At 50.7% G+C, this 26,774-nt stretch carries 25 protein-coding genes; 17 read left to right on the top strand and 8 right to left on the bottom strand.

The annotated features are described in order from the left end of the window. Nucleotides 1-57 precede the first annotated feature (57 nt). The 9 genes from B9L21_RS15995 (at nt 58) to rlmH (ending at nt 9,102) form a co-directional block, all read left to right on the top strand. Nucleotides 58-1,344 (top strand): adenylosuccinate synthase, encoded by a 1,287-nt coding sequence (locus B9L21_RS15995; protein ID WP_063167106.1) that lies wholly within the window; start codon nt 58-60, stop codon nt 1,342-1,344. Nucleotides 1,345-1,568: 224 nt separating this feature from the next. Next, a complete protein-coding gene (gene yycF, locus B9L21_RS16000) occupies nt 1,569-2,279 on the top strand; it encodes a response regulator YycF (RefSeq protein ID WP_063167107.1) in 711 nt (236 codons plus the stop codon). A 6-nt stretch (nt 2,280-2,285) separates the two neighbouring features. Then, complete coding sequence (gene walK / locus B9L21_RS16005; RefSeq protein WP_063167108.1) at nt 2,286-4,115, top strand: cell wall metabolism sensor histidine kinase WalK; 1,830 nt, start codon at nt 2,286-2,288, stop codon at nt 4,113-4,115. Then, nucleotides 4,108-5,436 (top strand): YycH family regulatory protein, encoded by a 1,329-nt coding sequence (locus B9L21_RS16010; RefSeq protein WP_063167109.1) that lies wholly within the window; start codon nt 4,108-4,110, stop codon nt 5,434-5,436. The genes walK and B9L21_RS16010 overlap by 8 nt, the downstream gene beginning before the upstream one ends. Then, the gene (locus B9L21_RS16015; protein WP_063167110.1) at nt 5,423-6,205 is read left to right on the top strand and encodes a two-component system regulatory protein YycI; all 783 of its coding nucleotides are present in this window, start codon (nt 5,423-5,425) and stop codon (nt 6,203-6,205) included. The genes B9L21_RS16010 and B9L21_RS16015 overlap by 14 nt, the downstream gene beginning before the upstream one ends. A 6-nt stretch (nt 6,206-6,211) precedes the next feature. Further along, nucleotides 6,212-7,006: an MBL fold metallo-hydrolase gene (locus tag B9L21_RS16020; protein WP_063167111.1), complete on the top strand. Its 795-nt coding sequence runs from the start codon at nt 6,212-6,214 to the stop codon at nt 7,004-7,006. A 101-nt stretch (nt 7,007-7,107) separates the two neighbouring features. Continuing rightward, nucleotides 7,108-8,325 carry a S1C family serine protease gene (locus B9L21_RS16025; protein ID WP_063167112.1) on the top strand — a complete coding sequence of 406 codons (1,218 nt, stop codon included), beginning with the start codon at nt 7,108-7,110 and terminating at the stop codon, nt 8,323-8,325. Nucleotides 8,326-8,389: 64 nt separating this feature from the next. Further along, nucleotides 8,390-8,539 carry a CxxH/CxxC protein gene (locus tag B9L21_RS16030; RefSeq protein ID WP_082816589.1) on the top strand — a complete coding sequence of 50 codons (150 nt, stop codon included), beginning with the start codon at nt 8,390-8,392 and terminating at the stop codon, nt 8,537-8,539. Between the two features lie 83 nt (nt 8,540-8,622). Next, entirely contained in the window at nt 8,623-9,102 is a 480-nt protein-coding gene (rlmH, locus tag B9L21_RS16035) for a 23S rRNA (pseudouridine(1915)-N(3))-methyltransferase RlmH (RefSeq protein WP_063167113.1), read from the top strand. A 69-nt stretch (nt 9,103-9,171) separates the two neighbouring features. Here rlmH and B9L21_RS16040 read toward each other — a convergent pair whose 3' ends face one another. The 3 genes from B9L21_RS16040 to B9L21_RS16050 form a co-directional block, all read right to left on the bottom strand. Then, entirely contained in the window at nt 9,172-9,933 is a 762-nt protein-coding gene (locus B9L21_RS16040) for a glycosyltransferase family 8 protein (RefSeq protein ID WP_143424862.1), read from the bottom strand. A 187-nt stretch (nt 9,934-10,120) separates the two neighbouring features. After that, on the bottom strand, nt 10,121-11,044 hold the full coding sequence (locus B9L21_RS16045; protein ID WP_063167115.1) for an NAD-dependent epimerase/dehydratase family protein: 924 nt from the start codon (nt 11,042-11,044) through the stop codon (nt 10,121-10,123). A gap of 177 nt (nt 11,045-11,221) precedes the next feature. Further along, on the bottom strand, nt 11,222-12,460 hold the full coding sequence (locus B9L21_RS16050) for a GGDEF domain-containing protein (RefSeq protein ID WP_063167116.1): 1,239 nt from the start codon (nt 12,458-12,460) through the stop codon (nt 11,222-11,224). Nucleotides 12,461-13,044: 584 nt separating this feature from the next. Here B9L21_RS16050 and B9L21_RS16055 point away from each other — a divergent pair. Further along, nucleotides 13,045-14,199, top strand: a complete 1,155-nt coding sequence (locus B9L21_RS16055) for a glycerate kinase (protein WP_063167117.1) — start codon at nt 13,045-13,047, stop codon at nt 14,197-14,199. Between the two features lie 265 nt (nt 14,200-14,464). Here the strand turns inward: B9L21_RS16055 and manA are convergent, their stop codons facing one another. Next, nucleotides 14,465-15,427 (bottom strand): mannose-6-phosphate isomerase, class I, encoded by a 963-nt coding sequence (gene manA, locus B9L21_RS16060; RefSeq protein WP_063167118.1) that lies wholly within the window; start codon nt 15,425-15,427, stop codon nt 14,465-14,467. A 156-nt stretch (nt 15,428-15,583) separates the two neighbouring features. Then, nucleotides 15,584-17,110, bottom strand: a complete 1,527-nt coding sequence (locus tag B9L21_RS16065) for an FAD-dependent oxidoreductase (RefSeq protein ID WP_063167119.1) — start codon at nt 17,108-17,110, stop codon at nt 15,584-15,586. Between the two features lie 184 nt (nt 17,111-17,294). Between B9L21_RS16065 and B9L21_RS16070 the strand changes: the two genes are divergently transcribed. The 7 genes from B9L21_RS16070 (at nt 17,295) to qoxD (ending at nt 24,195) form a co-directional block, all read left to right on the top strand. Then, the gene (locus B9L21_RS16070; RefSeq protein WP_063167120.1) at nt 17,295-18,683 is read left to right on the top strand and encodes an ATP-binding protein; all 1,389 of its coding nucleotides are present in this window, start codon (nt 17,295-17,297) and stop codon (nt 18,681-18,683) included. 436 nt (nt 18,684-19,119) lie between these two features. Then, a complete protein-coding gene (locus B9L21_RS16075) occupies nt 19,120-19,356 on the top strand; it encodes a hypothetical protein (protein ID WP_089135020.1) in 237 nt (78 codons plus the stop codon). A 71-nt stretch (nt 19,357-19,427) separates the two neighbouring features. Continuing rightward, nucleotides 19,428-20,141: a TrmH family RNA methyltransferase gene (locus tag B9L21_RS16080; protein WP_063167121.1), complete on the top strand. Its 714-nt coding sequence runs from the start codon at nt 19,428-19,430 to the stop codon at nt 20,139-20,141. 259 nt (nt 20,142-20,400) lie between these two features. Further along, on the top strand, nt 20,401-21,312 hold the full coding sequence (gene qoxA / locus B9L21_RS16085) for a cytochrome aa3 quinol oxidase subunit II (RefSeq protein ID WP_413229279.1): 912 nt from the start codon (nt 20,401-20,403) through the stop codon (nt 21,310-21,312). Between the two features lie 17 nt (nt 21,313-21,329). Then, on the top strand, nt 21,330-23,276 hold the full coding sequence (gene qoxB, locus B9L21_RS16090; RefSeq protein ID WP_063167123.1) for a cytochrome aa3 quinol oxidase subunit I: 1,947 nt from the start codon (nt 21,330-21,332) through the stop codon (nt 23,274-23,276). A 3-nt stretch (nt 23,277-23,279) separates the two neighbouring features. Further along, nucleotides 23,280-23,894, top strand: a complete 615-nt coding sequence (qoxC, locus tag B9L21_RS16095; RefSeq protein WP_063167124.1) for a cytochrome aa3 quinol oxidase subunit III — start codon at nt 23,280-23,282, stop codon at nt 23,892-23,894. A 1-nt stretch (nt 23,895) separates the two neighbouring features. Next, nucleotides 23,896-24,195, top strand: a complete 300-nt coding sequence (gene qoxD / locus B9L21_RS16100; protein WP_063167125.1) for a cytochrome aa3 quinol oxidase subunit IV — start codon at nt 23,896-23,898, stop codon at nt 24,193-24,195. A gap of 113 nt (nt 24,196-24,308) precedes the next feature. Here qoxD and B9L21_RS16105 read toward each other — a convergent pair whose 3' ends face one another. The 3 genes from B9L21_RS16105 to B9L21_RS16115 all read right to left on the bottom strand — a co-directional run bounded on the left by B9L21_RS16105 (nt 24,309) and on the right by B9L21_RS16115 (nt 26,566). Continuing rightward, nucleotides 24,309-25,031: an amino acid ABC transporter ATP-binding protein gene (locus B9L21_RS16105; RefSeq protein ID WP_063167126.1), complete on the bottom strand. Its 723-nt coding sequence runs from the start codon at nt 25,029-25,031 to the stop codon at nt 24,309-24,311. Beyond that, nucleotides 25,028-25,684, bottom strand: a complete 657-nt coding sequence (locus B9L21_RS16110; RefSeq protein ID WP_063167127.1) for an amino acid ABC transporter permease — start codon at nt 25,682-25,684, stop codon at nt 25,028-25,030. Before B9L21_RS16110 ends, B9L21_RS16105 begins: the two co-directional genes overlap by 4 nt. A 69-nt stretch (nt 25,685-25,753) precedes the next feature. Beyond that, on the bottom strand, nt 25,754-26,566 hold the full coding sequence (locus tag B9L21_RS16115) for a basic amino acid ABC transporter substrate-binding protein (protein WP_063167128.1): 813 nt from the start codon (nt 26,564-26,566) through the stop codon (nt 25,754-25,756). Nucleotides 26,567-26,774 lie beyond the last annotated feature (208 nt).

Below are 26,774 nucleotides of genomic sequence, written 5' to 3' on the forward strand. Positions count from 1 at the left end.
TGCTTGAAAACTGTTACACTTACAATGTTTAGACCGAGGAAACTGGAGGTGCTCGCCATGTCGTCAGTTGTTGTTGTCGGCACACAATGGGGCGATGAAGGGAAAGGAAAAATTACTGACTTCTTATCGGAAAATGCGGAAGTGATTGCCCGATACCAAGGAGGAAACAATGCTGGACACACGATCGTGTTTAACGGGGAAAAGTATAAGCTGCACTTAATCCCGTCGGGCATTTTTTATAAAGACAAAATTTGTGTCATCGGCAACGGAATGGTGGTCGACCCGAAAGCGCTCGTCGCTGAACTTTCGTATTTGCATGAGCGCGGCGTTTCGACCGACAACTTGCGCATCAGCAACCGCGCCCACGTCATTTTGCCGTACCATTTAAAACTGGACGGGCTGGAAGAAGAGCGGAAAGGCGCGAACAAAATCGGCACGACGAAAAAAGGGATCGGGCCGGCATACATGGACAAAGCGGCGCGCATCGGCATCCGCATCGTCGATTTGCTCGACCGTGATGTGTTTGCGGAAAAGCTGGCCCGCAATTTGGAAGAGAAAAACATGCTGTTTGAAAAGGTGTACGGAGTTGAAGGCTTCCGACTGGAAGACATTTTCGAAGAATACTACGAGTACGGCCAACAAATCGCTAAGTACGTTTGCGACACCTCGGTCGTATTGAACAATGCGCTCGACGAAGGACGCCGCGTCTTGTTTGAAGGGGCGCAAGGCGTCATGCTCGATATCGACCAAGGGACATATCCGTTTGTCACGTCGTCGAACCCGGTGGCTGGCGGGGTGACGATCGGCGCCGGCGTCGGCCCGACGAAAATCAAGCATGTCGTCGGAGTGGCGAAAGCGTACACGACGCGCGTCGGCGACGGACCATTCCCGACTGAGCTGCACAATGAAATCGGCGACCGCATCCGCGAGGTCGGCCGCGAATATGGGACAACAACTGGCCGCCCGCGCCGCGTCGGCTGGTTTGACAGCGTCGTCGTCCGCCATGCTCGCCGGGTGAGCGGCATTACCGACTTGTCGCTCAACTCGATTGACGTGTTAACCGGTATTGAAACGTTGAAAATTTGCGTTGCCTACCGCTACCGCGGCGAAGTGATCGAGGAATTTCCGGCCAGCTTAAAAGTATTGGCTGAATGCGAGCCGATTTATGAAGAACTGCCGGGTTGGACGGAAGACATCACCGGTGTGAAAAGCCTAGACGAACTGCCGGCCAACGCCCGCCATTACGTCGAGCGCATTTCCCAGCTCACCGGCATTCCGCTCTCGATTTTCTCCGTCGGCCCGGATCGCTCGCAAACGAACGTTGTCCGCAGCGTCTACGCGTAAGCGGCCGGCAGCGGATAGGAAACAGGCATAGATGCGTGTGCGTCTATGCCTGTTTCATCGTTTTCGCGCGGGAGAATGATGCTTTCGAAGCTGCCAACCTTTAAGAGGCGGGAGATCGTCCAACCGCCCCTCAAAATGGCAATCAGCAAAGAGTGATTTCATCGTCGTAACATGGTAAATTAGTAATGATAGCATTCCATCGCCGAAGGAAGGATGTGAGCCAGATGGAAAAACGCATTTTAGTCGTTGATGATGAGAAACCGATTGCGGATATTTTGCAATTTAACTTGCAAAAAGAAGGATACGAAGTCATTTGCGCTTACGACGGTGAAGAAGCGCTTCAAAAAGTTGAAGAAACGATGCCGGATTTAATTTTGCTTGATATTATGCTTCCGTTAAAAGACGGGATGGAAGTATGCCGCGAAGTGCGAAAAAAATATGATATGCCGATCATTATGCTGACGGCGAAAGATTCAGAGATTGATAAAGTGCTTGGGCTGGAGCTGGGGGCGGACGATTACGTGACAAAGCCATTCAGCACGCGCGAGTTGTTGGCGCGGGTGAAAGCGAACTTGCGCCGCCATGCGCAAACGGCCTCCCAAGAGGAGGATAACGAAACGAATGAAATCGTCATCGGTCCGCTTGTGATCCGACCGGACGCCTACGTCGTGCAAAAGCGCGGAGAAACGATCGAATTGACTCACCGCGAATTTGAACTGCTCCATTACTTGGCGAAACATATTGGCCAGGTGATGACGCGCGAACACTTGCTGCAAACGGTCTGGGGTTACGACTATTACGGCGATGTGCGCACGGTCGATGTGACGGTAAGGCGGCTGCGCGAAAAAATTGAGGACAACCCTTCCCATCCGTCATGGATCGTTACTCGGCGGGGAGTCGGCTACTACTTGCGCAACCCAGAACAGGAGTCATGAACCGAGATGAAAAAAGTAGGCCCATTTCGTTCGATCCACTTTAAGTTTGTCATCATTTATGTATTGTTGATTCTCATCGCCATGCAAATTATCGGCGTCTACTTCGTCCGCAAGTTGGAAACGGAACTTGTGCAAAACTTCAAAAGCTCATTGAACGAACGGGTGACGCTGCTTGCTTATAACGTGGAGCAGGCAATGAATCGGGAGCGGGATGAGAAAAGCCCGATATTGGAGGAAGACATCCGTTCGCTTCTTCATGATTTCGTTTCCCAAGATATTTCAGAAGTGCGCGCCATCGATGAGAAAGGAAAAGTATTGGCGACATCCAACCCGTACATGCAAAACATCGTCGGAAAGCGAACGACGGAGATTTATGTGAAACGTTCGCTCGTCACGGGGGAAATTGTCGATCGGATGCTGCTCGATTCGAAGACAGGCTATCGCATGTACATTTCCTCAACGCCGATCAAAACGAGCGGGGAAGTCAAAGGTGTCATTTACGTCATCGCCTCAATGGAAAACGTCTTTTCACAAATGCGGCAAATTAATATGATTTTGGCGACCGGGACGGGGATCGCCCTCGCCATTACCGCCGTGCTCGGCATTTTTTTGTCGCGCACGATCACCCGGCCCATTTCCGATATGCGCCGGCAAGCGCTGGCGATGACGAGAGGCGATTTTTCCCGCAAGGTGAAGGTGTATGGCTATGATGAAATTGGCCAATTAGCGATGACGTTTAACAACTTGACGAAAAAGCTGCAAGAAGCGCAGGCGACGACCGAAGGGGAGCGGCGCAAACTTGAGTCGGTGCTGACACATATGACTGATGGAGTGATCGCGACCGACCGCCGCGGCCGCGTGATTTTGATTAATGACGCAGCGATCAACATTTTGAATGTTTCACGTGAAACAGTGCTGTCGAGTTCGATTGTCGATGTGCTTGGCATCGCTGATCAATATACGTTTGAAACGCTGCTCGAGGAGCGCGATTCGCTCATTTTGGATTTCAGCACGGATGAGGAATTGTATATTTTGCGCGCATCGTTGTCCGTCATTCAAAAAGAGGGCGGATTTGTCAACGGGTTGATCGTCGTTTTGCACGACATTACCGAGCAAGAAAAAATCGACCGCGAGCGGCGGCAGTTCGTCGCCAATGTGTCGCATGAATTGCGCACGCCGCTGACGACGATGAAAAGTTATTTAGAAGCGTTAGCGGATGGCGCCTGGCAAGACAAGGAGATCGCACCAAGGTTCATTCAAGTCGTGCAAAACGAAACCGAACGAATGATTCGGCTCGTCAATGACTTGCTTCATCTGTCGAAGCTCGACAGCAAAGACTATAAACTGAAAAAAACGTGGATCAACTTCTCAGCTTATTTTCATAACATTATTGATCGGTTTGAGCTGACGAAAAGCGACAATATCCGGTTTGTCCGCAAAATTCCGCGCGAGGCGATTTTCATCGAAGTGGATGAAGATAAAATTACGCAAGTGTTGGACAACATTATCTCCAACGCATTAAAATACTCTCCTCACGGCGGGACGATTACGTTCCGCGTGCGCGAGCTGGCAGATGAGATCATCGTCAGCGTTAGCGACGAAGGAGTCGGCATTCCGAAAGCCGATTTGGCTAAAGTTTTCGAGCGCTTTTACCGGGTCGATAAGGCGCGGTCGCGCAAATTGGGCGGCACCGGCCTCGGACTGGCCATTGCCAAAGAAGTTGTGCTCGCCCACGGCGGGACGATTTGGGCGGAAAGTAAAGAACATAAAGGGACGACGATTTACTTTACGTTGCCGTTAGACCGAGAACAAAAGGATGACTGGTACGATGTATGAGGCGATCAAAACAGTCGTGTTGACAGTGCTCGTGCTGATCAGCATTACGTTAACGTTCGTTTTATGGACATACCACCCGAAATATGACGTGCTGCAAAACGACGAGTACATTCAGCACGTTTCCGTGAGCAACACGCAAGTGGATACGGCGATGGTTGTGCAGCCGAAGCAGATGCTCATCCATAAAAATGGTGTCCACTATGCCGTAACGAAGGAAGAAGAGAAAAATGAAGTGCTGAAAGAAATGAAAAAGTGGACGCTCGACGACTTCGAAAACATTTCGTCTTCTGTCCCGTCGGGGAAATTTTTGACATTTTTAAATGGCAAGGAGCGCCTGGAAATTATTTATCCAGACGAAATACCCATTGACATATACCGGTTAATTTTCACTGTCGAAGATAAAGGATTGGACGATTTGTCATTCGACCGTATTCTCGTCCCACTTGAAGGAGACGATGAGTTTCTAGTGTATTTTATGGCAACGGACAAGCAAAACATTTATAAAGCAACCGCCAGTGACGCTTCGCTGGCGGCAATCAGACGGCTGGCGAAAGAAGCTAACCATTTTCCCCGTTATTTTGCTTATCCGGTCAGCGAAACGAAACAGCTTTACTTGCCGGAAAGCGAAGTGGCGCTCAGCAGCTTGCAATACTATACCGATGAATTAGATGTCGATAAATTTAAAGAGGCGCTGTTTAGCGATCCGAGCTTTGTCAAAAAAGATTTGATCCCATTTGGTGAAGAGTATACGGACGGTTCACGGCTGATGGGCGTTGATTTTCTCCAACGCACGCTGTTGTATGTCAATCCGGCAGCACGCGCTTCGAACATTAGTCAAACGAATCCGGAAACCCATCTCATTCAAAAAAGCATCGATTTTGTCAACGAACATGGCGGCTGGACCGATCTGTACCATTTTGCCCGCTGGAGTGAAGAAGACCGGAAAGTCATTTTCCGCCTGGTTGTGAACGGCTATCCGGTTTTCAACGAATATGGCATGTCAGAAATCGTGGAAACATGGGGAGCAAGCGATTTAATGAAATACCAGCGCCCGCTGTTCCGTCTTGAAATTGCTGACCGCAACCGCACCCCGAAAACGTTGCCGTCCGGACGCGATATTGTCAAGCAGCTCGAAAAAATGAAAGGCTTCCGTAAAGCGCTCGTGAAAGATATCGCCATCGGCTATGAGCTCGTCAAAGATCCGGAACGGGAAAAGGTGATCCGTCTGGAACCGGCTTGGTTTTATTTGTACGGGCAAACGTGGAAAAAGGTGAACGTTGGCGAAGAGAGCAGAGGAGGGGGAACCAATGGACTGGAATAAAACGAAGACGATTTTTATTATTGTGTTCCTCGTCCTTGATTGCTTTTTAGTCTATCAGTTTATGGAAAAGCGAAACAGCAGCCAGCTTGACGTCATTTTAGAAACGACGATTGAAGAACAGCTCGAGGCGAACGGCATTACGTATGTCGAACTGCCGAAAGAGGTGACGAAAGCGGCGTATGTGAGCGGCAAAAGCCGATCGTTTACCGCCGCCGATACGAAACAGCTCTCTGGACAAAGAGTAGAAATTAAAGGGGAAACGAAGTTGAAAGGGACGTTCACCCATCCGGTCGCCTTAAACGTCGAGGATCCATATCAACTGCGCGAGTTTTTACAGCGTCACATCTTAAACGGAGAACAGTACGCCTTCTGGTCGTTTGATAAACAGGAAGGAACAGTGACTTGCTACCAAGTGTACGATGGGAAAATGATTTACGGCAATGAAAACAGCAAGCTCGTCATCCACGTTAATGAGCAGAAGGAGGCCCTTTCCTACGAACAGACGATGCTCGATGACTTGGAAAAGTACGAACGGAAACAAGATATCGTTCCGGCCATTAAGGCGATTGAGACGCTTTATCGAAAGGGGCATTTGCAGCCGGGGGATCGCGTTACTAAGGTTGAACTTGGCTACTACGGGCTTGTCCAATTTACCGCCTCGCAAGTGCTGACGCCGACATGGCATATCGTTGTCAACCGGAAGGAAGACTATTTTGTTAATGCGTTTGAAGGGCAAGTCATTAATGAGCAAGGAAATGTGCTGGAGTGAAAACAGATGACCATGCGATTTAGTGTACTGGCAAGCGGCAGTACTGGCAACGCCTTTTATATCGAAACGGATCGCCAGCGCCTGCTTGTCGATGCCGGTTTAAGCGGCAAACAGCTGGAGCAGTTATTCGCGGAAATCGGCCGTCATCCGAAGCAGCTTGACGCGCTGCTTGTGACCCATGAACATAGCGACCATATTAAAGGACTTGGTGTCCTTGCCCGCAAGTACCGTCTGCCGATTTATGCGAATGAAAAAACGTGGCGGGCCATGGAGCAGGCTGTCGGCGACATCCCGACCGAGCAAAAGTTTGTCTTTCCGCTCGGCGCGGTGAGAACGTTCGGCGATGTCGACGTTGAATCATTCGGCGTTTCTCACGATGCAGCCGAACCGATGTTTTATGTCTTTCACTCCGGAGGGAAAAAGCTCGCCTTGTTGACCGATACCGGCTATGTGAGCGAGCGGATGAAAAAGACGATTGAAAACGCCGACGTATTTGTGTTGGAGAGCAATCATGATGTCGGGATGTTGCGAATGGGGAGGTACCCGTGGAACGTCAAGCGCCGCATTTTAAGCGATGTCGGCCATATTTCCAATGAAGAAGCGGGTCTGGCGCTCGCTGATGTGATTGGCGAACGGACGAGACAAATTTATTTGGCCCATTTAAGCCAAGATAACAATATGAAGGAGCTGGCGCGCATGACCGTGGCGCAAACGCTCGAGCAAAGGGGGCTCGCGGTCGGTGTCCGCTTTCGTTTGTACGATACCGATCCGCGCCAGGCGACAGCATTGGCGTATGTATGATGACCATTTTGTCTAAACTGAGGAACACGCATTTGTTGGATTTTTTCTCCTGTTCATGATTATAATGAGGAGTGGAGACGAATGAGGAAGGGATGGTGAGCATGGGATATTACGATGACCATTATGAATCGTACGGGCAGACGAGACGAAAACGGCGCAGCGGTTCGTTCGTTTCTGCGCTTGTCGGTGCTGTATTGGGGGGACTGCTCGTCCTTATGTCCATCCCGGCGCTTTCTCGTTGGGACGTCCTCCCGTACGATGTCGTGCCGCCACAGGGCGGAGAAGAAGAACGGGAAGAGGAAAACGGAGTCCCCTCCATCCGGCAAAGTGTTTCGGTTGATGTGACGACAGCGGTGACGAAAGCGATCGATCAAGTGTCCGATGCGGTCGTCGGCGTCGTCAATATTCAAGCAGCGGGCTTCTGGTCGCAAGGCGGCGAACCTGGGGTCGGATCGGGCGTCATTTACAAGAAAGTGGGCGGACGGGCGTTTGTCGTCACGAACCATCACGTCATCGAAAACGCCAGCCAGCTGGAAGTGAGTTTACAAGATGGAACGAGAGTGCCGGCGAAGCTGCTCGGCAGCGATGTGCTTATGGATTTAGCCGTGTTGGAAATTGATGCGAAACATGTGAAAAAAGTCGCCCCATTCGGCAACTCCGATACGGTGAAGCCGGGCGAACCGGTCATCGCCATCGGCAATCCGCTCGGTTTGCAGTTCGCCGGATCGGTGACACAAGGCATTATTTCCGGGACGAACCGGACGGTGGAAGTCGACTTGGATCAAGACGGCGCACCGGACTGGAACGCGGAAGTACTGCAGACAGATGCGGCGATCAACCCGGGCAACAGCGGCGGCGCCCTCGTGAACATCAAAGGGCAAGTGATCGGCATCAATTCGATGAAAATCGCCCAAGAAGCAGTCGAAGGGATCGGGTTTGCCATCCCGATCAATGCAGCGATCCCGATTATTTCTGACCTAGAGAAATACGGACAAGTGCGCCGTCCGTACATGGGCGTGGAGCTCCGCTCGCTCAGCGACATCCCATCGTATCATTGGCAGGCGACGCTTCATTTGCCGCCGAACGTGACGGAAGGAGTAGCGGTCATCCAGGTGGTCCCGATGTCGCCGGCTGCGCAAGCAGGCTTGCAGCAGTTTGACGTCATTGTAGCGCTTGACGGCGAAAAAGTCCGTAACGTGCTTGATTTGCGCAAGTATTTGTACACAAAAAAATCGATCGGTGATCGAATGGAAGTAACGTTTTATCGCGACGGGGAGAAACGAACCGTTACGCTGAAATTAGCGCGCGAGTCGTATTAAACAAACACAAATGGAGGGAGCGGAAACGCTCCTTCTTTTTTCCACAAGGAAAGGGGCGGGAAAGATGATATTCACATGTGAAGAACATATTGATATCGCCATTGACGAATATGTGGATGAAACCGAACAGGCGCCCGACATTGCACCTATGGATAACAATGAAAAACAGTGCAGTTTTTGTGAAAAAAAGGCTGTATATGTAGTAGGAAACTAATATTTTTGCACAACATGTGGATATATATTGTGCATATGTGGATAAATCTTGTTGATAAGTTGTTTATAAGGTAGGGATCGCTTGTGCATATCTCCATTATAGCTGTAGGTAAGTTGAAGGAAAAATATTTGATCGCTGGGGTGAACGAGTATACAAAGCGTCTATCCGCATACGCCAAAATAGAGATCATTGAAGTCGCGGACGAAAAAACGCCAGAGCGGGCCAGCGAACCTGAGGAAGAGCAAATAAAAGAGCGCGAGGGCGAGCGGCTGCTGGCGAAAATTTCGCCCGATGCCCATGTCATCGCGCTCGCCATTGAAGGGAAAATGAAATCGTCCGAGCAATTTGCCGCCCGCCTTGATGAGCTCGCCACTTACGGAAAAAGCAAGGTGGCTTTTGTCATCGGCGGCTCGCTCGGCTTAAGCAAACAAGTGATGGCGCGCGCCGATGAAACGTTGTCGTTTTCGAAAATGACGTTTCCGCACCAGCTGATACGTCTCGTTTTGCTCGAGCAAATTTATCGCGCGTTTCGCATTAACCGGGGGGAACCGTATCACAAGTGATCTTCTCCCCTTTTACTTTGCTGTACAGTCAATACATTTTTTACGTCGCCAACCAACGGTTTGTTTCCGCTATGTCCACTCCACCTTTTTCCTGTATTTCAAATATTGTTTTGCGAGTGGATGATGGGCGTTCCACGGTTTTTTTGGGCCGGTGAAATGGATGATGGCCGGCTTCATGCGCAAGCGCAATTTAACATGGCCTGTTGTATAATTCCATTTTGGATGTAAAAGCCGCCATTTGTCATATAAAACAGCGTTTAACGCGTCTTGGTCCGGATGGATGAGCTTTTCCGGGTATGTCCGGATAAATTCGAACACTTTGGCGGATATGTTGTGTTCCCGCCATTTTTCTACGTTGATTAACAAAACGCCGGAGTTGAAATAACGAGAATCGTCGGGGATCAATAAATCCTTTTTTCTTCTTTGGGCGTCGACGCTTTCAACAGCGGCGACGAAGTAGTCATCGATGTCTGTCTCCCATAGTTCGCAAATATCTTCTTTGACAATGAGGTCGCAGTCAAGATAAAGCGCTTTTTTCACTTTCGAACCGAGCAAGTCTGGAATCGCAATGCGGTAGTACATTTCTTTTGTAATATAATGTGTTTCTTTTAGCCTAGAAAAAGCCGGATCGGTAACAGGCAAAAAAATCGGCTGTTGGTGATGTTTTTTTAATACGTTTTCTAAGTTCCATTTATTTTGTTCCGATAACGTTTCGTGCAATACATAAACAGTGACACGATGTTCGGACGTTTTATTGGCAAACAACGACTTTAACATCACTCCAAGAGGCAAGGCGTATGCGTCGTTAGTCGCTGTAACAAGATGGATCAAATGGGCCTCTCACCACCTTATTGAACTATTCCTCTTCTTTCATCCTAATATACTATGAACAACGGCCGATTTATGTTTGGACGGACAGGAATGGGATTGCATTTAACGCTCGCCAAAAAATAAGCACTGGAAACGAGCGATGCACGCTGGCATTGCCGAACCGCGCATGTTAAGATGGCGGTTTTTCCTAACGTCTGTTCGTTTTGTAAAAATGCACGGTTTCCGCTAGACCTGCTTCCAGATTGTATGCCGGCTGCCAATCAAGCATCAGCTTTGCTTTGTCGGCATTCAAACGGCTATGGCGGATGTCTCCAGGCCGTTCGGGATAGTAAAGGCAGCTGATTGGTGAAGGGAAGAAGGAAGAAATGAGCGCGGCCAGCTCGTTGATCGTTGTCTTTTTGTTTGTGCCGATATTGAACGTTTCATTGTCTCCTTTGGTCAAAGCGAGACAGTTTGCCCGGGCGACGTCTTTGACGAACACAAAATCGCGCGTCTGGTTGCCGTCGCCGAATATGATGGGCGCTTCCTTGGCAAGCTGTTTATGGATGAGCGCCGCTACGACGCCGCCTTCGTTTTTGACAGATTGCCGCGGTCCGTACACGTTGGCGTATCGTAATATCGTATATGTGAGGTTGTAATGACGATGAAAGAGACGGATGTACAGCTCAGCCGTCTGCTTCGAGGCGGCATAAAAGGAAACCGGGCGGGCGGGGAACGACTCGGTGATACTGACGTCGCCGGCATCACCGTAAACCGCGCACGAGGAGGCGAAGATCATTTTTTTTACCTTGTGCTTGACACAGCAATGAAGAATCGTTAACGTGCCGAAAATGTTGATCTTAGCATCGGCAACCGGATCAAGAATGGAAGTGGGGACATGGGTTTGGGCTGCTTGGTGGATGACGTAATCCGGTTTTTCGCGTGCAAACAAGGCATCAATCTCAGCGGAAGATAAGAGGTCGGTGCGGTGCCATTTCGCTTTCGGATGGAGAAACGATGTTGATCCTGTTAGAAGGTTGTCAATCACGATCACATCGCACCCCGATTCCGCCAACAAATCGACGATATGGGAGCCAATAAACCCACAACCGCCGGTCACAAAAACTTTCAATGGTAAGCCCCCTTTTGGATCCCGGCCACCCAAACTATCGCTGCCAACAGCAAAGGATGAAGGGGTTTGCCTTGGCAGTGGAGCCGAGGATCGCTCCGTTTTCTAGTTAATGTATGGGGGCTAGGCCGTTTTTGCTTAGGCCGGACGGTGCGGAGAAAACGAAAAGGAGTTGCCCCGTCACGCAACTCCCCCGCATTGGGCCGAGATTTTATTTTTGCCGCTTTCTTTCGAACGAAGCAATAAGTGGTCGGCATAGACGTATGCCTTTTCGATCGATATCGTTCCTCCCGTTTGAAAAAAGTAGAGACCGAATGACGATGTGTAAGCAATTGGGCGCTTGGCCGCCCCGTCATCGACCAACACCGTGCTATGGCGTACCGTTTCCCGCATCTCTTCGACAAGCTCGACGCTTTCCTCAAATGTGCGGTGGCGCAAAAACATGGTAAACTCTTCCCCACCGCTGCGAAACAAAAAATCATCCTCCTTCAGAAACCGTTTCAATGTCAAGGCAAAGTGGCGGATCACTTCATCGCCGACGGCGTGGTTATACGTATCGTTAATCGCCTTAAAATTGTCGATATCAGCGACGACAACGCCAATCCATTCGCCTGTTTCATTTAACTTCGCGATCGTCTTGTCCATATAGGCGCGGTTATGAACGCCGGTCAGAAAGTCGGTATACGCCATTTTTTCAAACTGGTCGCGCTCTAGTTTATGCTGGATGCTTTGCGATTTGGAAAAGAACGAGCGGCTGACAAAGTAATTGAGCAAAAACAAGCTCAAGAGCATATCCCATTGCTGTTCTTGCAAAAAGAGAAACAGCAGGCCGTTGGTCAGCGCCGTTTTCCCCATATCCGTCCAGCTTCTTGTCTTTATAAAATCGAGTGCTTCGCGCTGTGTCCGAATGTCGCCGGTTATATAAAAAATGACGATGAGGCAGCAATCAGTCAAAAAGGAAACGATGACGACGAGCAGAAAGATAAGCAGCCAAAATCCGATGAACGGAACAGGCTCAAACAGCGGATGGAGGAGGTTGTACAAGGCAAACGCCAATGAATTGAATGTCACAAAAGAACCGATGTTGTACAGTGTGTGCAGCCATTCATCCGGCTCCGCTGTCTTCAAGTATTTTTTTGTCAAATGTTCAGTTAGGCGAAATAGTGTTTCAAAAATAAACAGCCCGAGCGGGCCGGCAAACAAGGCGAACGATAAGCTGTAGTTAATGCCGTAGTCAACCGGAATATTGTTTTTCGTTTTGTCGACGACGCGCAAGTGAGAATATAAGCTGGAAAACAGCCAGTAAAATAGCAGGGCGATAATATACGTGCGATCGAAAGAAACCGGTTTTGACACAAAAACAACGGCAATCGACGCGAAAAAAACAGCCAAAATAATCGATCGTGCTCGGAGTAACATCTCAGCTCTCTCTCCTATGATCTGACCTCTGACAACTTCGGCGCTGGCGAAGCGATGATAAAAAAGGGGCGATCCCCCATATGTCAGCGGCTTTACGCAAACATATGGGTCATTGGCAGACAAGGCGGATAGCGAATTTCAGAATATGTTCCCAATAAGAACAAACGAACCTCTTGTTAAATCTATTATAGTACTATATATCCAATTCTGAAAATAGAAAAAACAGCGCTCATTTTCACTTTTTTTCCACAAAATTTGACAACCGCCCTTGGACGTTCCTTGTTCCTTAGAAAACAGTGTAGCTGAATGTTGGTTGTTTCGTATATAATATGGGCAACGAAAGGGACGATCGGATGGGAGGGAGTTCAAGATGGTCGGCGCGATTTTGGTTTTGCCGGCGGCTGTCTTTCACCATTCGCCGTACGGAGACGTTTTCCAAACGATACCGGAAAACGGTCAGATAGGAAAAAAGAACGGCTCAATGTCGTGCCATGCGAGCCGCCGATCGTTTCATCATTAGGTGTTTTCCACGTCGTTGTGTTAGCGTGTCTCGTTTTGTTTCATAACGCGGAGGAGGGAAAAAGATGAAAGTTGTCATTGCCCCGGATTCGTTTAAAGAAAGCCTTTCTGCGCTCGAAGTCGCTGAGGCGGTTGAACGCGGGTTTCGGACGGTGTTTCCGGAAGCTGAATACGTGAAAGTGCCGATGGCCGATGGCGGAGAAGGGACCGTGCAGTCGCTCGTTGACGCGACCGGAGGCCGCATCGTGGAAATTGAAGTGACCGGTCCGCTCGGTGAGCCGGTTGTGGCGTTTTTCGGCTTGCTTGGCGATGGGAAGACAGCGGTGATTGAGATGGCGGCCGCCTCAGGACTGCACCTTGTCCCGCGCGCCCGGCGCAATCCGTTAGTGACGACGACGCGAGGGACAGGGGAACTGATCCGCGCCGCGCTTGACGCTGGCGCCACCCATCTGATCATCGGCCTCGGCGGCAGCGCGACAAACGACGGCGGCGCCGGCATGGTGCAGGCGCTTGGCGGGCGGCTTTTAGACCGCGACGGCCGCGACATCGGCCCAGGCGGCAGGGCGCTCGCCGACTTGCAGGCGATCGACCTTTCCGGACTCGATCCGCGCCTCAAGAGCGTCCGCATTGATGTGGCCTGCGACGTCGACAACCCGTTGACCGGCCCAAAAGGGGCGTCGGCCATTTTCGGGCCGCAAAAAGGGGCGACACCGGACATGGTGGCGATCCTCGACCAAAACTTAGCCCATTATGCCGACGTGATCAACCGCGAACTCGGCAAACAAGTGGGCGACATCCCGGGCGCTGGCGCGGCTGGCGGCTTAGGAGCGGGATTGCTTGCGTTTTTTCCAGCCGAATTAAAGCGTGGTGTTGATATTGTGATCGAAACGGTCCAGCTCGCGGAGCGTGTCAAAGGGGCGGACTTAGTCATCACCGGCGAAGGGCGAATCGACGGACAGACGGTATTTGGCAAAACGCCGATTGGCGTCGCCAAGACAGCGAAGCGGTTCGGCGTCCCGGTCATCGGCATCGCCGGGTCGCTGGGCGACGACAGTGCGGCCGTATTGGATCACGGCATTGACGCGCTATTTACGATCGTCCCGGGCGTCGTGCCGCTTGAACAGGCGCTTGGACAAGCGCAACATTATGTGGCGCAAACCGCGCGGCATATCGCCTCCGTGTACCGCCTTGGTCACGCAGGAAAATCATCTTCTCTTTGATGTTTTAGAAACGCGGCTGTTTGGCGAAATGGAAGCAGGAATACGCTAAAATATGGCTTTGTTTTTTGGTAGCGGAAAAGAAGCGGATTGGCCTAAACAGCCGCCTTTCCTCAAGAAGGGAATTAAGATATAGCCTGACGGAATCGCTTGGCGCATGTATAGTAGCGAATCAAGAGGCTTGTTCAAAAGGCTGTCTGTTCCATTGGAGCACATATACGGGGGAATGAAAAAGGGTGTCTCGCTGCTTTAGAGACACCCCTCTTGTTTATTTGCCTGTTCGCGGCCAAGAGGCAATGGCTTCAAGCGCACCGCGAACCGCAAACCGGCCGAGCTGGTGCGGCAAAATGAAATGGTCGCCTTGGCGGATCGGGTATGTCCGCCCGCCGCAAGCGAGCTCGCCCTCCCCTCGGAGGACGCTGACGATGAGAAACGGCTTCGTCTGCTCCCACTCAGCTTCGCCGCGGACGTCCCACTTTTGGACGCCAAAGTAGTCGCCTTCCACAAAGGTCGTCACAGTCGCGCCAGGCATGTCGGCGACATGGGGATGGACATCGGTGTCGCGGTGCGGGACAGTGGTGACGTCAATGGCCTTCTCCAAGTGGAGTTCCCGCTTCCGCCCCTGGCTGTCGACGCGGTCGTAATCGTAGACGCGGTAAGTCGTATCAGAGCTTTGCTGCGTCTCAAGGACAAGCGTCCCTTCACAAAGGGCATGGATCGTGCCGCTTGGGACATAGAAGAAGTCGCCAGGGTGAATCGGCACTTTCCGCAGCAAACGATCCCATTCTCCCGCCTCCATCATGGCGCGCAGCTCTTCTTTTGTTTCGGCGTGATGGCCGTAAATCAACTGGGCGCCCGGCTTGCAGTCGATAATGTACCAGCATTCCGTTTTGCCGAGCTCCCCGCCTTCGTGCGTTTTTGCGTATTCATCGTCGGGATGGACTTGAACGGACAAGTCGGCGTTGGCGTCTAAAATTTTCGTCAGCAACGGAAAGCGATCGGATGGAAAATGGCCGAACAAGTCGCGGCGCTCCTCCCATAGCTGTCCAAGCGTCATCCCTTGAAACGGCCCGCGGGCGACGACCGTCTGCCCGTGCGGATGGGCCGATACGGCCCAACATTCTCCTGTTTGCGATGACGGGATATCGTAGCCGAACCGTTCGGCGAGCTTCGTGCCGCCCCAAATGCGTTCTTGAAAGACGGGAGTAAGAAAAATCGGTTCTTGATGCATATCGTTCCCCCCAAAACAGTAGAAATTACGGTGATCCTGCTTTCATCTTATCATGAAATACACCGTCGGCAAACGAAAATAATGAGGGGGAACGAACATACGATCCCCCCTCATCAGGAAAAAAATGAATATTTCGCTCTTACAGGCGGCCGCGCATCAAGGCGATTCATCGAGTTCAAGGCGCTTCAACGGCTGCTTCGCCGGGCCTTCGACGACATTGCCATCGATCGAAAAGCGCGAGCCATGGCAAGGACAGTCCCACGTCCGGTCGCCGCTGTTCCATTCGAGTTCACAGCCCATATGGGTGCACGTCGTGTCGACGACATGGAGCGTCCCCGCTTCGTCTTTGTAGGCGCCGGCCCGTTTCCCATTGACCGAGACAACCGCCCCCTCGCCGCGCGCCAAGTCTTGCGGCCGGCGGACGGCCGGCTCGATTTTGCCAGTCAATAAATGTTTGGCGACATCAAGGTTTGTCGTGAAAAACTGCTTCACACTCGGGTCGGCATAGAAACGCGACGGGGAGTACAAGTCGCGATATGGGTTGTCGCGGCCGAGAATGAGGTCAGACAGCAGCATCCCTGCGGCAGTTCCGTTCGTCATCCCCCACTTTCGGTATCCTGTCGCGACATAAATGTTTGGCGCATCGGCGGTCATCGGCCCGATATACGGCACTTTATCAAGCGTCGTCAAGTCTTGGGCCGACCAGCGGTAACGGATGTCTTTCACCGTAAACAGCTGTGAGGCAAACGAGGAAAGCGCCTCATAATGGCGCATCGTTGGCACCCCTTGGCCGGTTTTATGGTTTTCTCCGCCGATGAGAATAAGCGTCTCGCCGTTCGCCGCCGCGGAACGGATCGAGCGTTTCGGGTCGTCGGCGCTTAAATACATACCGCCCGGATACGGCTCGGCAGTCGTCACCCCTAACACGTATGACCGTTCAGCATACATGCGGGAAAAGTAAAACCCGCCGTCATAAAACGGAAAGTGGGAACAGACGGCGACATGGTCGCACTCAACCCGCTTTTTGTCGCGCGTCACGACAGACAGCCGTTCCCCTTGCTCGATGTCGGCGACCGGCGTGTATTCATAAATCGCGCCCCCCGCCTTTGTTATGGCATCAACAAGGTTGACTAAATATTTGAGCGGATGGAACTGGGCTTGCTGCTTCATCACAACCGCCGCTTTCACTGGCAGCGGGAGCGGGATCGACTCAACGAAAGCGCCGTCGATGCCGAGCCGTTCGTACGCCTCCCACTCTTTCACTAATTTTTGGAACGAAGAGGAAGACGTCGTATAAATGTAGGCGTCCTGTTCGCAAAAATCGCAGTCGATCCGGTGCTGTTCAACCGTGCGGCGGATGAAGCCGAGCGCATCCATGCAGGCGTCATAATAAAGACGTGTTTTCTCGGCGCCGAAATGGTTGAGAAATTCATCGTATACGAGGTCGTGCTGGGCGGTAATTTTCGCCGTCGTGTGGCCCGTCGTCCCGTTGAGCAGCCGATCGGCTTCAAGCAGAGCAACACGCGCTCCTTGCGTCGCCAGCAAATAAGCGGTTGTAAGGCCGGAAATGCCGCCGCCGACGACCGCGACATCGACGGAAACGTCTTCATCAAGCCTCGGAAAAGACGGAAGCGGCACGGAATCGCGCCAATATGGTTCAACAGTAGAAGGGAGGGATGACATATGTATGCCTCCTTGCATGCCAATATTGTTTTCTGTAGTTTGCTCTTTGCCATGAACAGTTATTCCATAGATCCACAACCGTTTTCTTTTTTTGGCAACCGTCCGCAAGGAGAATGAAAGATGATACAATAGAAATGGAGAGACAAGACTGTTTTGCAAAAATAATGTTAAAGGAAGATCAGGAATGAATAAATATACAAATTCGTTCCATGAACGCGCCAACGCGATGGCGGACAGCTTGATTTTGGAGCATTACAGCTTGAGCGAGCTCAACTTTGAGACGGTCAGCCATTACCGGGAGCGGTTCGCTCGCGTAAAGCCGGGCCATCCGTGGAACGGGCTTGAGACAAAAGAATTTTTATACAAAATCGGCGCATGGGGCAAGCTGCGCGACAGCAGCAAAGAAGGGCTGACGCTCGCCGGCTTATTGATGTTCAGTGAGGAGCGGATCATTACCGAGGTGCTGCCGCAATACTTTTTAGAGTACCGGGAGCACGCCGATGCGAACGGAACGGGGTGGACGAAGCGGTTCACTTCGCAGGACGGGACATGGTCCGGCAACGTGTATGACTTTTATTTCCGTGTGCTTGCTGAGCTGGAACGCCACGTTTGGTCGGATGAAGGGCGCATTGTGCTCGGTGAGGCGCTGGTGAATGCGCTTGTTCACGCTGACTACGGGGAAGAAGGAGGCATTGCCGTCGAAAAAGAAGACGGAGCGTTTCGCTTTGCTAATCCCGGCCGATTCCGCATTCCGGTTGAGGCGGCGATGGCCGGACAAATGAGCAATTTGCGCAATCCGAACGTCTTTAAAATGTTTTTATTGATCGACGTATGTAAGCGGGCGGGATCCGGCTTAAAACGAATGCATGATATGCAGGAACAGGCGCTTGTCCAGCCCGTCGACATCTCGCAACAAACGAACCCGGATCGTACGATTGTTACGTTATGCCCGCTGCTATTTCCAGCCGAGGCGGGGGCAACGGTTGAAACAGAGACGGATGAATCATTGCAACAGCCTGAACAAGAATGGACGGAACAAGAGGATCGAGGAATCAAGGAGAGCTTCATAAATAACGGACCTAACTCTGTAAATATAAGTGCAAACTCCGTTATTACTGAAGAAAACTCCATAAATAACACCATTGACTCCATAAACAACAAGGCGAACTCCGTAAAAAAATCCGTCGACTCCGTGAATAAGCAGGGCAAGTCCGTAAATAACAAACTTAACTCCATGAATAACCGATCCGACTCCGGTAATAATGAAATGAGCGTTCATGATATGGGAGAAGGAGAGGAAGACGAGAAGATGGATGAACGGTTATGGAAGATGGCGGAATTGGCGCGCCGAAAAAAGCGGTTGGCCCCAGCGGTGATGGAGGAGATGATCGTCCGCTTATGCTGCGAGCGGCCGCTGCGGCTGAAGGAGCTAGCGACGCTGCTCGAACGGACGCCGGACGGATTGCGCAACAACTATTTAGGGAAACTATTAGAGGAAGGAAAAATTCGTCTGAAATACCCCGATCAGCCAAACCATCCGCGCCAAGCGTATATTGGGACGGGAAAATCTTGATGTTGTCAGTTATGCATGGAAACAAAAGGAAAAGGGTGTCCAACGCTGGACACCCTTTTGCCATCGATTCATTTATCACCTTGAACCGCGAAGCCCCCGCTTCTCATCCGTGGGCGCAGGCGGGAGGGCGTTTAACCAGCCTGCTTTTTCAATTGCGGCTGCTTTTGCTTCCTCTCGTTTTCCTTCCTAGCAGTTAATCATAAATAACATTTTCTAAAAAAGTATTATTAAGGCGCTTACAATATAATACTAATCGATATAACGGTGGTTTTTAAATGAACAATGTTTCCAAAATGTTATTTATTAAATAGTCCGAATAGTATTTAAAAACGTCAGGCGTGTTGATTATCCAATAAAATCCAAAGGGTATAGAAAAAAGAGCACCTTTCCTGTAGAATGTGAGTAACGACACAAACAAACCCAGGAGGTGCTCTCTATGAACAAGCATACCACACTCCCGAATTTGATGCAAAAACTTGTTTCGGATGAAGAGATTCAACTGATTGCCGAAGCGGTTGGGTATCGTGATTCGTGTTCGTTCGCCGTTTTTTCTCTGGGCAGCTTCCTCTCGATTGGAAATCCGGGATGGCCGCTGCTTTGTTTGAGTATGCCCAAATTTATGGAAGGCGTATGTATAATTTTGGATAATCAACACTCGTGTAAAAACGTGTGAATTGCCTGATTATCTTCTATTTTGTACAATGGGAAACGCAAAATGAGCGGAACGGAATGAAGGTGATGCTAGTGGAAGAACGGGAAGTGAAAGCATTTCTCGAACAGCTGCAGCAGGAAGGATTGCTCACCGAGCAAACGCGTCCGGTTTGGGAAATGATTTTGCCAAAGCGGCTCAAACGGATGTATGACGTGCTGAATGAGCGCACCCGCTATATTACCGTCTTGATCGAAGCGGTCGATGATCCGCATAACCAAGCGGCGGTGTTGCGGACAGCCGAGGCGTTTGGCGTTCAAGATGTTCATATCGTCACTGGGAAGGCGCCGTTTTCGCCGAATCGGCTCGTGACGCGCTATGCTGACCAATGGCTGACGCTCCACCATAAGCCAGATATCAAAACGGCCATTGCCGATTTGAAAAGTCAAGGGTATCAAGTGTATGCAAGCTATCTTGGTGAGGAGACGATTCCGGTTTCCGACATCGATCTGTCCCAACCGACAGCGCTGTTGTTTGGCAACGAGCATAGCGGCGTGTCGGAAGAGGCGCTCTGCTTGGCGGACGGAACGTTCATCATCCCGATGTACGGATTTGTCCAAAGTTTTAACATTTCCGTCGCCGCGGCATTGGCGCTGTATGATGTCACGGAACGGGCGCGCCGCCAAGCGGGAACACGTTATTATTTGCCACCTGAAGAGAGAAAGGCGCTGTACGAACAATGGATGTGGCAGACATTGCATCCGCGCATCCGCAAACAATTGGAGCAGCAAGGATATACAGTGAGGTAACCGGGTTCTTGTAAGAGGGAGCCCGGTTATTGTTTGTGGAATATTTTTGCGTGAATCCCCTTCCGGATCAATATTTCCCTAATGGAGGAAAACAAGTGACGATTTCTTGAACAATGATTGAACAGTTTGTGACAAATGTTTTGCTGATTTATGAACTTTTTCGCTCATTCGTTTCAAACATTTTCAATTTTGATATGGTAGAGACAAAAGAAAATGCATGGAAGGCCCCGAAATGGTTGGGGCGGAAGAGGGAGGACCGATAGCGATGAAACGGGCGAGATGGCGCGCGGTGCTGGTTTTGCCGTTTTTGTTTTTGCTTGGGGGCTGCGTGGAGCGCACGGCCGTGCTCAATCCGCAAGGGCCGGTGGCGCGCATGCAGTATGATTTGATCATGTGGTCTGTCGGCTTTATGTTGTTCATTATTGTTGTTGTATTTACGTTATTTGCCGTTTTTCTCATTCGTTATCGCGAGAAGCCGGAAAATGCCGGCTATGAGCCGCCGGATGAGGAAGGAAACACGCTGCTTGAAGTCGTTTGGACGGCCATTCCGATTTTGATTGTCGCTGCGCTCGCTGTTCCAACAGTGAAGGCGACGTTTGCGTTGGAAAAGCCGCCGACCGAGAACGTGAAACCGATCACGATTCACGTGACGGCGGCGAACTGGAAATGGATTTTCAGCTATCCGGAAGAAAACATTGAAACGGTCAACTACGTCCATATTCCAGCCGGTGTGCCGGTCAAGTTTAAGCTGACTTCGGTCGGGCCGATGAACTCGTTTTGGGTGCCGGAATTAGGTGGGCAAAAATATGCGATGGACGGCATGGAGACAGAGCTGATTTTGCAAGCCGATAAGCCCGGCTCCTACATGGGGCGGAGCGCCAACTTTTCCGGGGAAAAGTTCGCCCATATGGAGTTTGAAGTCGTCGCACAAACGGGAACGGACTTCCGCAAATGGGTGAATGAAGTGAAACAAACCGCCCCGAAGCTCGATGAGAAAAAATATACACAAATTTTAAAACCGGGGCTTGTTGGGCGAATGACGTTTTCGAACACCCACTTACAATGGATTGACCATGCGAAACAAAACAGCCATCATGCAGATCGAAAGCCAATGAGAAACGACGATCAAAGCGATGAAGCGATGACAAACAGTCACCATCATGGGGAGTAGGAAAGGGGGAACGAAGGATGAAGTGGAGCGAGTTTTTTGTCACGGGTGAGCCGCTCATTTATGCCGCCGATGTCGCCATCGTCTTGACGATGGTCGGCATTGTGTTTGTGTTGACATATTTTAAAAAATGGAAATGGCTGTGGAACGAATGGCTCACGACGGTGGATCATAAAAAGATTGGCGTCATGTACATTATTTGCGCAGTTTTGATGCTCTTCCGCGGCGGCGTCGATGCGCTTTTGATGCGGGCGCAGCTGACCGCGCCGAACATGAAGTTTCTTGACGCTCAACATTACAATGAAATATTTACGACGCACGGGACGATTATGATCTTGTTTATGGCGATGCCGTTCATCATCGGTTTGATGAACATCGTCGTCCCGCTGCAAATCGGGGCGCGCGATGTCGCGTTTCCATATTTGAATGCGTTAAGCTTTTGGCTCTTTTTCTTCGGTGCGTTGCTGTTTAACATTTCATTCGTCATCGGCGGATCGCCGGATGCCGGTTGGACGGCGTACTTCCCGCTTGCCGGCAACGAATTCAGCCCTGGCGTCGGCAACAACTATTACGCTGTCGCTTTACAAATTTCCGGGATCGGAACATTGATGACCGGGATCAACTTCCTTGTCACGATTTTAAAAATGCGCGCGCCGGGCATGACGTTGATGCGCATGCCGATGTTTACGTGGACGATTCTCATCACATGCGTGCTCATTATTTTCGCCTTCCCGGTGTTGACGGTCGCCTTGGCGCTCATGACGTTTGACCGGCTGTTTGATACGCAGTTTTTCACGATGGCCAACGGCGGCATGTCGATGCTCTGGGCGAACTTGTTCTGGATTTGGGGCCATCCGGAAGTGTATATCGTCATTTTGCCGGCGTTCGGCATTTTCTCGGAAGTGGTCAGCACGTTTGCGCAGAAACGGCTGTTCGGTTATAAGGCGATGGTCGGTTCGATCGTGGGCATTGCGTTTTTAAGCTTTATCGTCTGGGTGCACCACTTCTTTACGATGGGCGCAGGGCCGGCCGTGAACTCTGCCTTCTCGATCACGACGATGGCGATCGCCATTCCGACCGGGGTGAAAATTTTTAACTGGCTGTTTACGCTCCGAAAAGGGAAGATCCGCTTTACGACGGCGATGCTTTGGTCGCTGGCGTTTATTCCGAACTTTGTCATCGGCGGCGTGACAGGTGTGATGCTGGCAATGGCCGCGGCCGATTATCAATACCATAACAGCTATTTTCTCATCGCCCACTTCCATTACGTGTTGATCGCGGGTACGGTGTTCGCCTGCTTTGCCGGTTTGCATTATTGGTATCCGAAAATGTTCGGCCATATCTTGAATGAACGGCTTGGCAAGTGGACGTTTTGGCTGTTTATGATCGGCTTTAACATCTGCTTCTTCCCGATGTATTTCCTAGGGTTGATGGGGATGACGCGCCGCATGTACACGTACTCGGCTGGTCTCGGCTGGACGCCGCTCAACGTCGTCGCGACGGTCGGGGCGGTGTTGATGGGCATCGGGTTTATCGTGCTTTGCTATAACATTTATTACAGCGCGCGCTACGGCGAGCGCGACATGACCGGCGACCCGTGGAACGGGCGGACGCTTGAGTGGGCGACCGCGTCGCCGCCGGTGCATTACAACTTCCCGGTGACGCCGGTTGTCGAAGATGTGGACGCGTATTGGGTGATGAAGAAAAAGTATGGCGGCTTCCACGTGAAAGAAGAAGACTTGAAGCCGATCCATATGCCAAGCAACTCAGGACGCCCGTTTTGGATGTCGGTGGCGTTTTTCGTCGCCGGGTTCGGCCTTGTGTTCAAGTGGTTTGCGTTGGCTATCGTTGGTGCGTTGTTCATTGTGCTTGGATTGATTCTCCGCTCATTTGAAGACGATGATGGCTACCATATTCCGGTTGACGAAATCAAACGGATGGAACGAGCGGCGCGGAAGGGGGCGTGACGAATGGGAGAAGCTGCACATCGCTATGAGGAAACGGTGCCGCTGGAGTATCGGACGCAAGAAAGTCGGTTGAACATATTGGGTTTCTGGATTTTCCTCGGGGCGGAAGTCGCGCTGTTTGCGACGCTGTTTGCGACGTATCTCGTCTTGTTCCAACGGACCGGCTCGGGGCCGACGGCAGCGGAGCTGTTTGAGGTAAAAGACGTTTTGATCGAAACGTTGTTGCTGTTGACGAGCAGTTTCACATGTGGGTTGGCCATTTTTGAAATGCGCCGCGGCCGCATGAGCGGGCTGATTGCCTGGCTGCTCGTGACGCTTCTGCTTGGGGTGGGGTTTATCGCGTTTGAAATTCGCGAGTTTATTCATTACGTTCATGAAGGGGCGACGATGCAGACGAGCGCGTTTTTATCAAGCTTTTTCGTTCTTGTCGGCACGCATGGCGCCCACGTCGGCTTAGGGATCGTCTGGATGATTCTCATCATCATCCAGCTTCTCCAACGCGGGTTGACGGCGAAAACGGCCCGGAAAGTGTTTATCGTCAGTTTGTACTGGCACTTTTTAGACGTTGTTTGGATTTTCATTTTTACGCTTGTCTATTTGCTAGGGATGGTGGTATAAAATGGGGGCTAACGGCCATCATGAATCATTTCCGTGGAAACATGTCGTCGGGTTTTTGTTGTCGCTTGTCTTGACGTTTGCGGCGCTTTGGGTGGCGCTCTCATCCGGGCTGCCGCTCAAGGCGGTCATTGTCGTCATTGTGTTGTTTGCCGTCATCCAAGCCAGCTTGCAGCTGTTTATGTTTATGCATGTCAACGAAAGCAACAGCGGACGCATGCAAACGTTCAATATGGTGTACAGTTTCTTTATCGCGGTTGTGATTGTTGCCGGTTCGATTTGGGTGATGCAGTTTGTGTTGTAAAGCGCAAGGGTGTCTCCAAAGCAATGGGGCACCCTTTTCGTTGGCTATATGCCTGCTTTTTTCATTATGTTTCCATAGAAAAGGCGCCTTGCCCATTCGAGGCAAGCCGCCTTTTACAGTACTTTTGACAAAAACGCTTTTGTCCGCTCGTTTTGTGGGCGGTCGAACAAGTCTTCCGGCTTTCCTTCTTCGACGATGTAGCCGCCGTCCATAAACAAGACGCGGTCGCCGACCTCGCGGGCAAAGCCCATCTCATGGGTGACAATGACCATCGTCATCCCCTCATTGGCGAGCTGCTTCATAACTGAAAGCACTTCGCCGACCATTTCCGGGTCAAGGGCTGACGTCGGTTCGTCAAAGAGCATGATTTTCGGTTCCATGGCCAATGCCCGGGCGATGGCGACGCGCTGCGCCTGCCCGCCGGAGAGGGAATCCGGGTAGACGTGCGCTTTATCTTGCAAACCGACTTTGGCGAGCAGTTCCATCGCTTTCGCTTCCGCTTTTTCACGCGGCCATTTGCGCACTTTCATCGGTGCGAGCGTAATGTTGTTGAGCACCGTCATGTGAGGGAACAAGTTAAAGCGCTGGAACACCATGCCGACTTCTTCACGCACTTTGTTTAAGTTCGTGTCTTTCGCCTTTAAATTAATACCGTCAATAATAATTTCACCTTCATCGAAATCCTCAAGCAAGTTTAAACAGCGCAAAAACGTCGATTTTCCTGACCCTGATGGGCCGATGACGACGACAACTTCTCCTTCGTGAATATGAGCGTCGATTCCTTTCAACACTTGAAGTGAACCGAACGATTTTTTTAATTGGCGTACGTCGATCATTGAGTCGAATACTTCCTTTCAAGATAATGTGACAGCTTGCTTAACGACAATGTCAAGACAAGATAGACGAACGCGACGGTCAAATACGGCTCCCAGACGCGGTAATACTCACCGGCCGCCGCTTTTCCCCAGTACATAATTTCCGGGGCGGCGATGACCATCCCGAGCGACGAATCTTTAACCAAAACGATAAACTCGTTCGCAAACGGCGGAATCATCCGCTTCAGCGCCTGCGGCAAGATGATGTAGCGCATCGCTTGCGCATGCGTCATCCCAAGCGAGCGGGCCGCTTCCATTTGCCCTTTGTCGATCGACTGGATGCCGGCGCGGAAAATTTCCGCGACGTAGGCGGCGGAGTTCAGTGACAGTGAGACGGCTAAGGAAATGATCGCGTTCGGTTCCGCAAGCAAAAGCGGCATGGCGCCGAAATGGACGAGCAAAATTTGCACGACAAGCGGCGTACCGCGGAAAAAGTTAATGTACCACGAAAACGGCAAACGAATAATCGGGTTGGACGACATTTTGCCAAGGCCGATGAACAGGCCGAGAATGAGGCCGAACACGATGCCGGCTAATGATACGCCGATCGTTATGAGCAGCCCTTGCCAAAAGTAAGGGGCGTATTCAATAATAATATCAAAACGAAAATCCATCGATCTCACCTTTCTCTAAGAAAAATGCGTAACTTGCTAGCAGTTACGCATTTTTCTATGTTCGTGCGCTTATGGTTGTTGTTTTAAGCCTTCCATATTCGGCTCTTTGCCGAACCATTTTTGGTAAATCTCTGCATATTTGCCGCTGTCAATCACTTTCTTTAACGCTTCGTCTACTTTTGCTTTCAATTCGCTATCTTTCGGGAAGATCATGCCATAATATTCCGAAGCGAAGTTTTGCGGATCTTCAATGACTTGCAATTTTTTGTCCGGATTGTTTTTCACGTATTCGTTTGCCACCGCGTTGTCCGTGATGACAGCATCAACACCGCCGTTTAGCAGTTCCATAATGGCAACAACACTCGTTTCGAATTTTTTAATGTGATCGCCTTTGCCAAATAGCTTCTCCGCAGCTTCTTGACCGGTTGTCGCGTTTTGAACGCCGATCGTTTTCCCTTTTAAGTCAAGGGCGTTTTTCACCGGGCTGCCTTGTTTGACTAAGATGACTTGTGTTGCTTCAAAGTACGGAGCTGAGAAATCATAAGATTGTTTCCGCTCGTCCGTAATCGTAATGCCGGAAATGCCCATGTCGATTTCTTTGCTTTGCAGCGAAGCGAACAGCGGATCCCAGCCGATGTTTTTTAATTCATAATCCAAGCCGGCTTCTTTCATGACCGCATCGAGAAGGTCAACGTCAAAACCAACGATTTTCCCTTTTTCCATATACTCGAACGGGGCAAATGCCGCGTCCGTTCCGACGGTGATTTTTTGCTTCGCTTCTTTTTCAGCGCCTGACGGAGAGCTTGTTTCTGTCGACTTGCCACAAGCGGCGAGCGCCATAAACAACGCAGCAACGACCGCTACGATCAAACCTTTCTTCATTCTATAAAATCCCCCTTTGGAATCATTGTCGATGAACGATTATCATACTATCAATATTTTTGTGATTATGCAATAGGTTTTATAAAAATAATTGTTTGAACATTTTGGTACTGCCGTATAAATGGGGAAAAGGCGAATTTTTCAATGTTTTTCGCCACATTAACTGAAGGACATATGGATAATATCATTTCATATGCATTTTTATAAA

Source organism: Geobacillus uzenensis, assembly GCF_002217665.1.
Taxonomy (GTDB): domain Bacteria; phylum Bacillota; class Bacilli; order Bacillales; family Anoxybacillaceae; genus Geobacillus; species Geobacillus subterraneus.

Coding starts and splice junctions, on each gene's coding strand:
- B9L21_RS16055 (WP_063167117.1), top strand. CDS start 13,045: ATGAAAGTTGTCATTGCCCCGGATTCGTTTAAAGAAAGCCTTTCTGCG.
- B9L21_RS16020 (WP_063167111.1), top strand. CDS start 6,212: ATGACCATGCGATTTAGTGTACTGGCAAGCGGCAGTACTGGCAACGCC.
- B9L21_RS16025 (WP_063167112.1), top strand. CDS start 7,108: ATGGGATATTACGATGACCATTATGAATCGTACGGGCAGACGAGACGA.
- B9L21_RS16030 (WP_082816589.1), top strand. CDS start 8,390: ATGATATTCACATGTGAAGAACATATTGATATCGCCATTGACGAATAT.
- qoxB (WP_063167123.1), top strand. CDS start 21,330: ATGAAGTGGAGCGAGTTTTTTGTCACGGGTGAGCCGCTCATTTATGCC.
- manA (WP_063167118.1), bottom strand. CDS start 15,427: ATGCATCAAGAACCGATTTTTCTTACTCCCGTCTTTCAAGAACGCATT.
- B9L21_RS16105 (WP_063167126.1), bottom strand. CDS start 25,031: ATGATCGACGTACGCCAATTAAAAAAATCGTTCGGTTCACTTCAAGTG.
- B9L21_RS16110 (WP_063167127.1), bottom strand. CDS start 25,684: ATGGATTTTCGTTTTGATATTATTATTGAATACGCCCCTTACTTTTGG.
- B9L21_RS16075 (WP_089135020.1), top strand. CDS start 19,120: ATGAACAAGCATACCACACTCCCGAATTTGATGCAAAAACTTGTTTCG.
- B9L21_RS15995 (WP_063167106.1), top strand. CDS start 58: ATGTCGTCAGTTGTTGTTGTCGGCACACAATGGGGCGATGAAGGGAAA.
- B9L21_RS16065 (WP_063167119.1), bottom strand. CDS start 17,110: ATGTCATCCCTCCCTTCTACTGTTGAACCATATTGGCGCGATTCCGTG.
- B9L21_RS16015 (WP_063167110.1), top strand. CDS start 5,423: ATGGACTGGAATAAAACGAAGACGATTTTTATTATTGTGTTCCTCGTC.
- qoxD (WP_063167125.1), top strand. CDS start 23,896: ATGGGGGCTAACGGCCATCATGAATCATTTCCGTGGAAACATGTCGTC.
- qoxC (WP_063167124.1), top strand. CDS start 23,280: ATGGGAGAAGCTGCACATCGCTATGAGGAAACGGTGCCGCTGGAGTAT.
- B9L21_RS16010 (WP_063167109.1), top strand. CDS start 4,108: ATGTATGAGGCGATCAAAACAGTCGTGTTGACAGTGCTCGTGCTGATC.
- B9L21_RS16050 (WP_063167116.1), bottom strand. CDS start 12,460: ATGTTACTCCGAGCACGATCGATTATTTTGGCTGTTTTTTTCGCGTCG.
- yycF (WP_063167107.1), top strand. CDS start 1,569: ATGGAAAAACGCATTTTAGTCGTTGATGATGAGAAACCGATTGCGGAT.
- B9L21_RS16115 (WP_063167128.1), bottom strand. CDS start 26,566: ATGAAGAAAGGTTTGATCGTAGCGGTCGTTGCTGCGTTGTTTATGGCG.
- B9L21_RS16070 (WP_063167120.1), top strand. CDS start 17,295: ATGAATAAATATACAAATTCGTTCCATGAACGCGCCAACGCGATGGCG.
- walK (WP_063167108.1), top strand. CDS start 2,286: ATGAAAAAAGTAGGCCCATTTCGTTCGATCCACTTTAAGTTTGTCATC.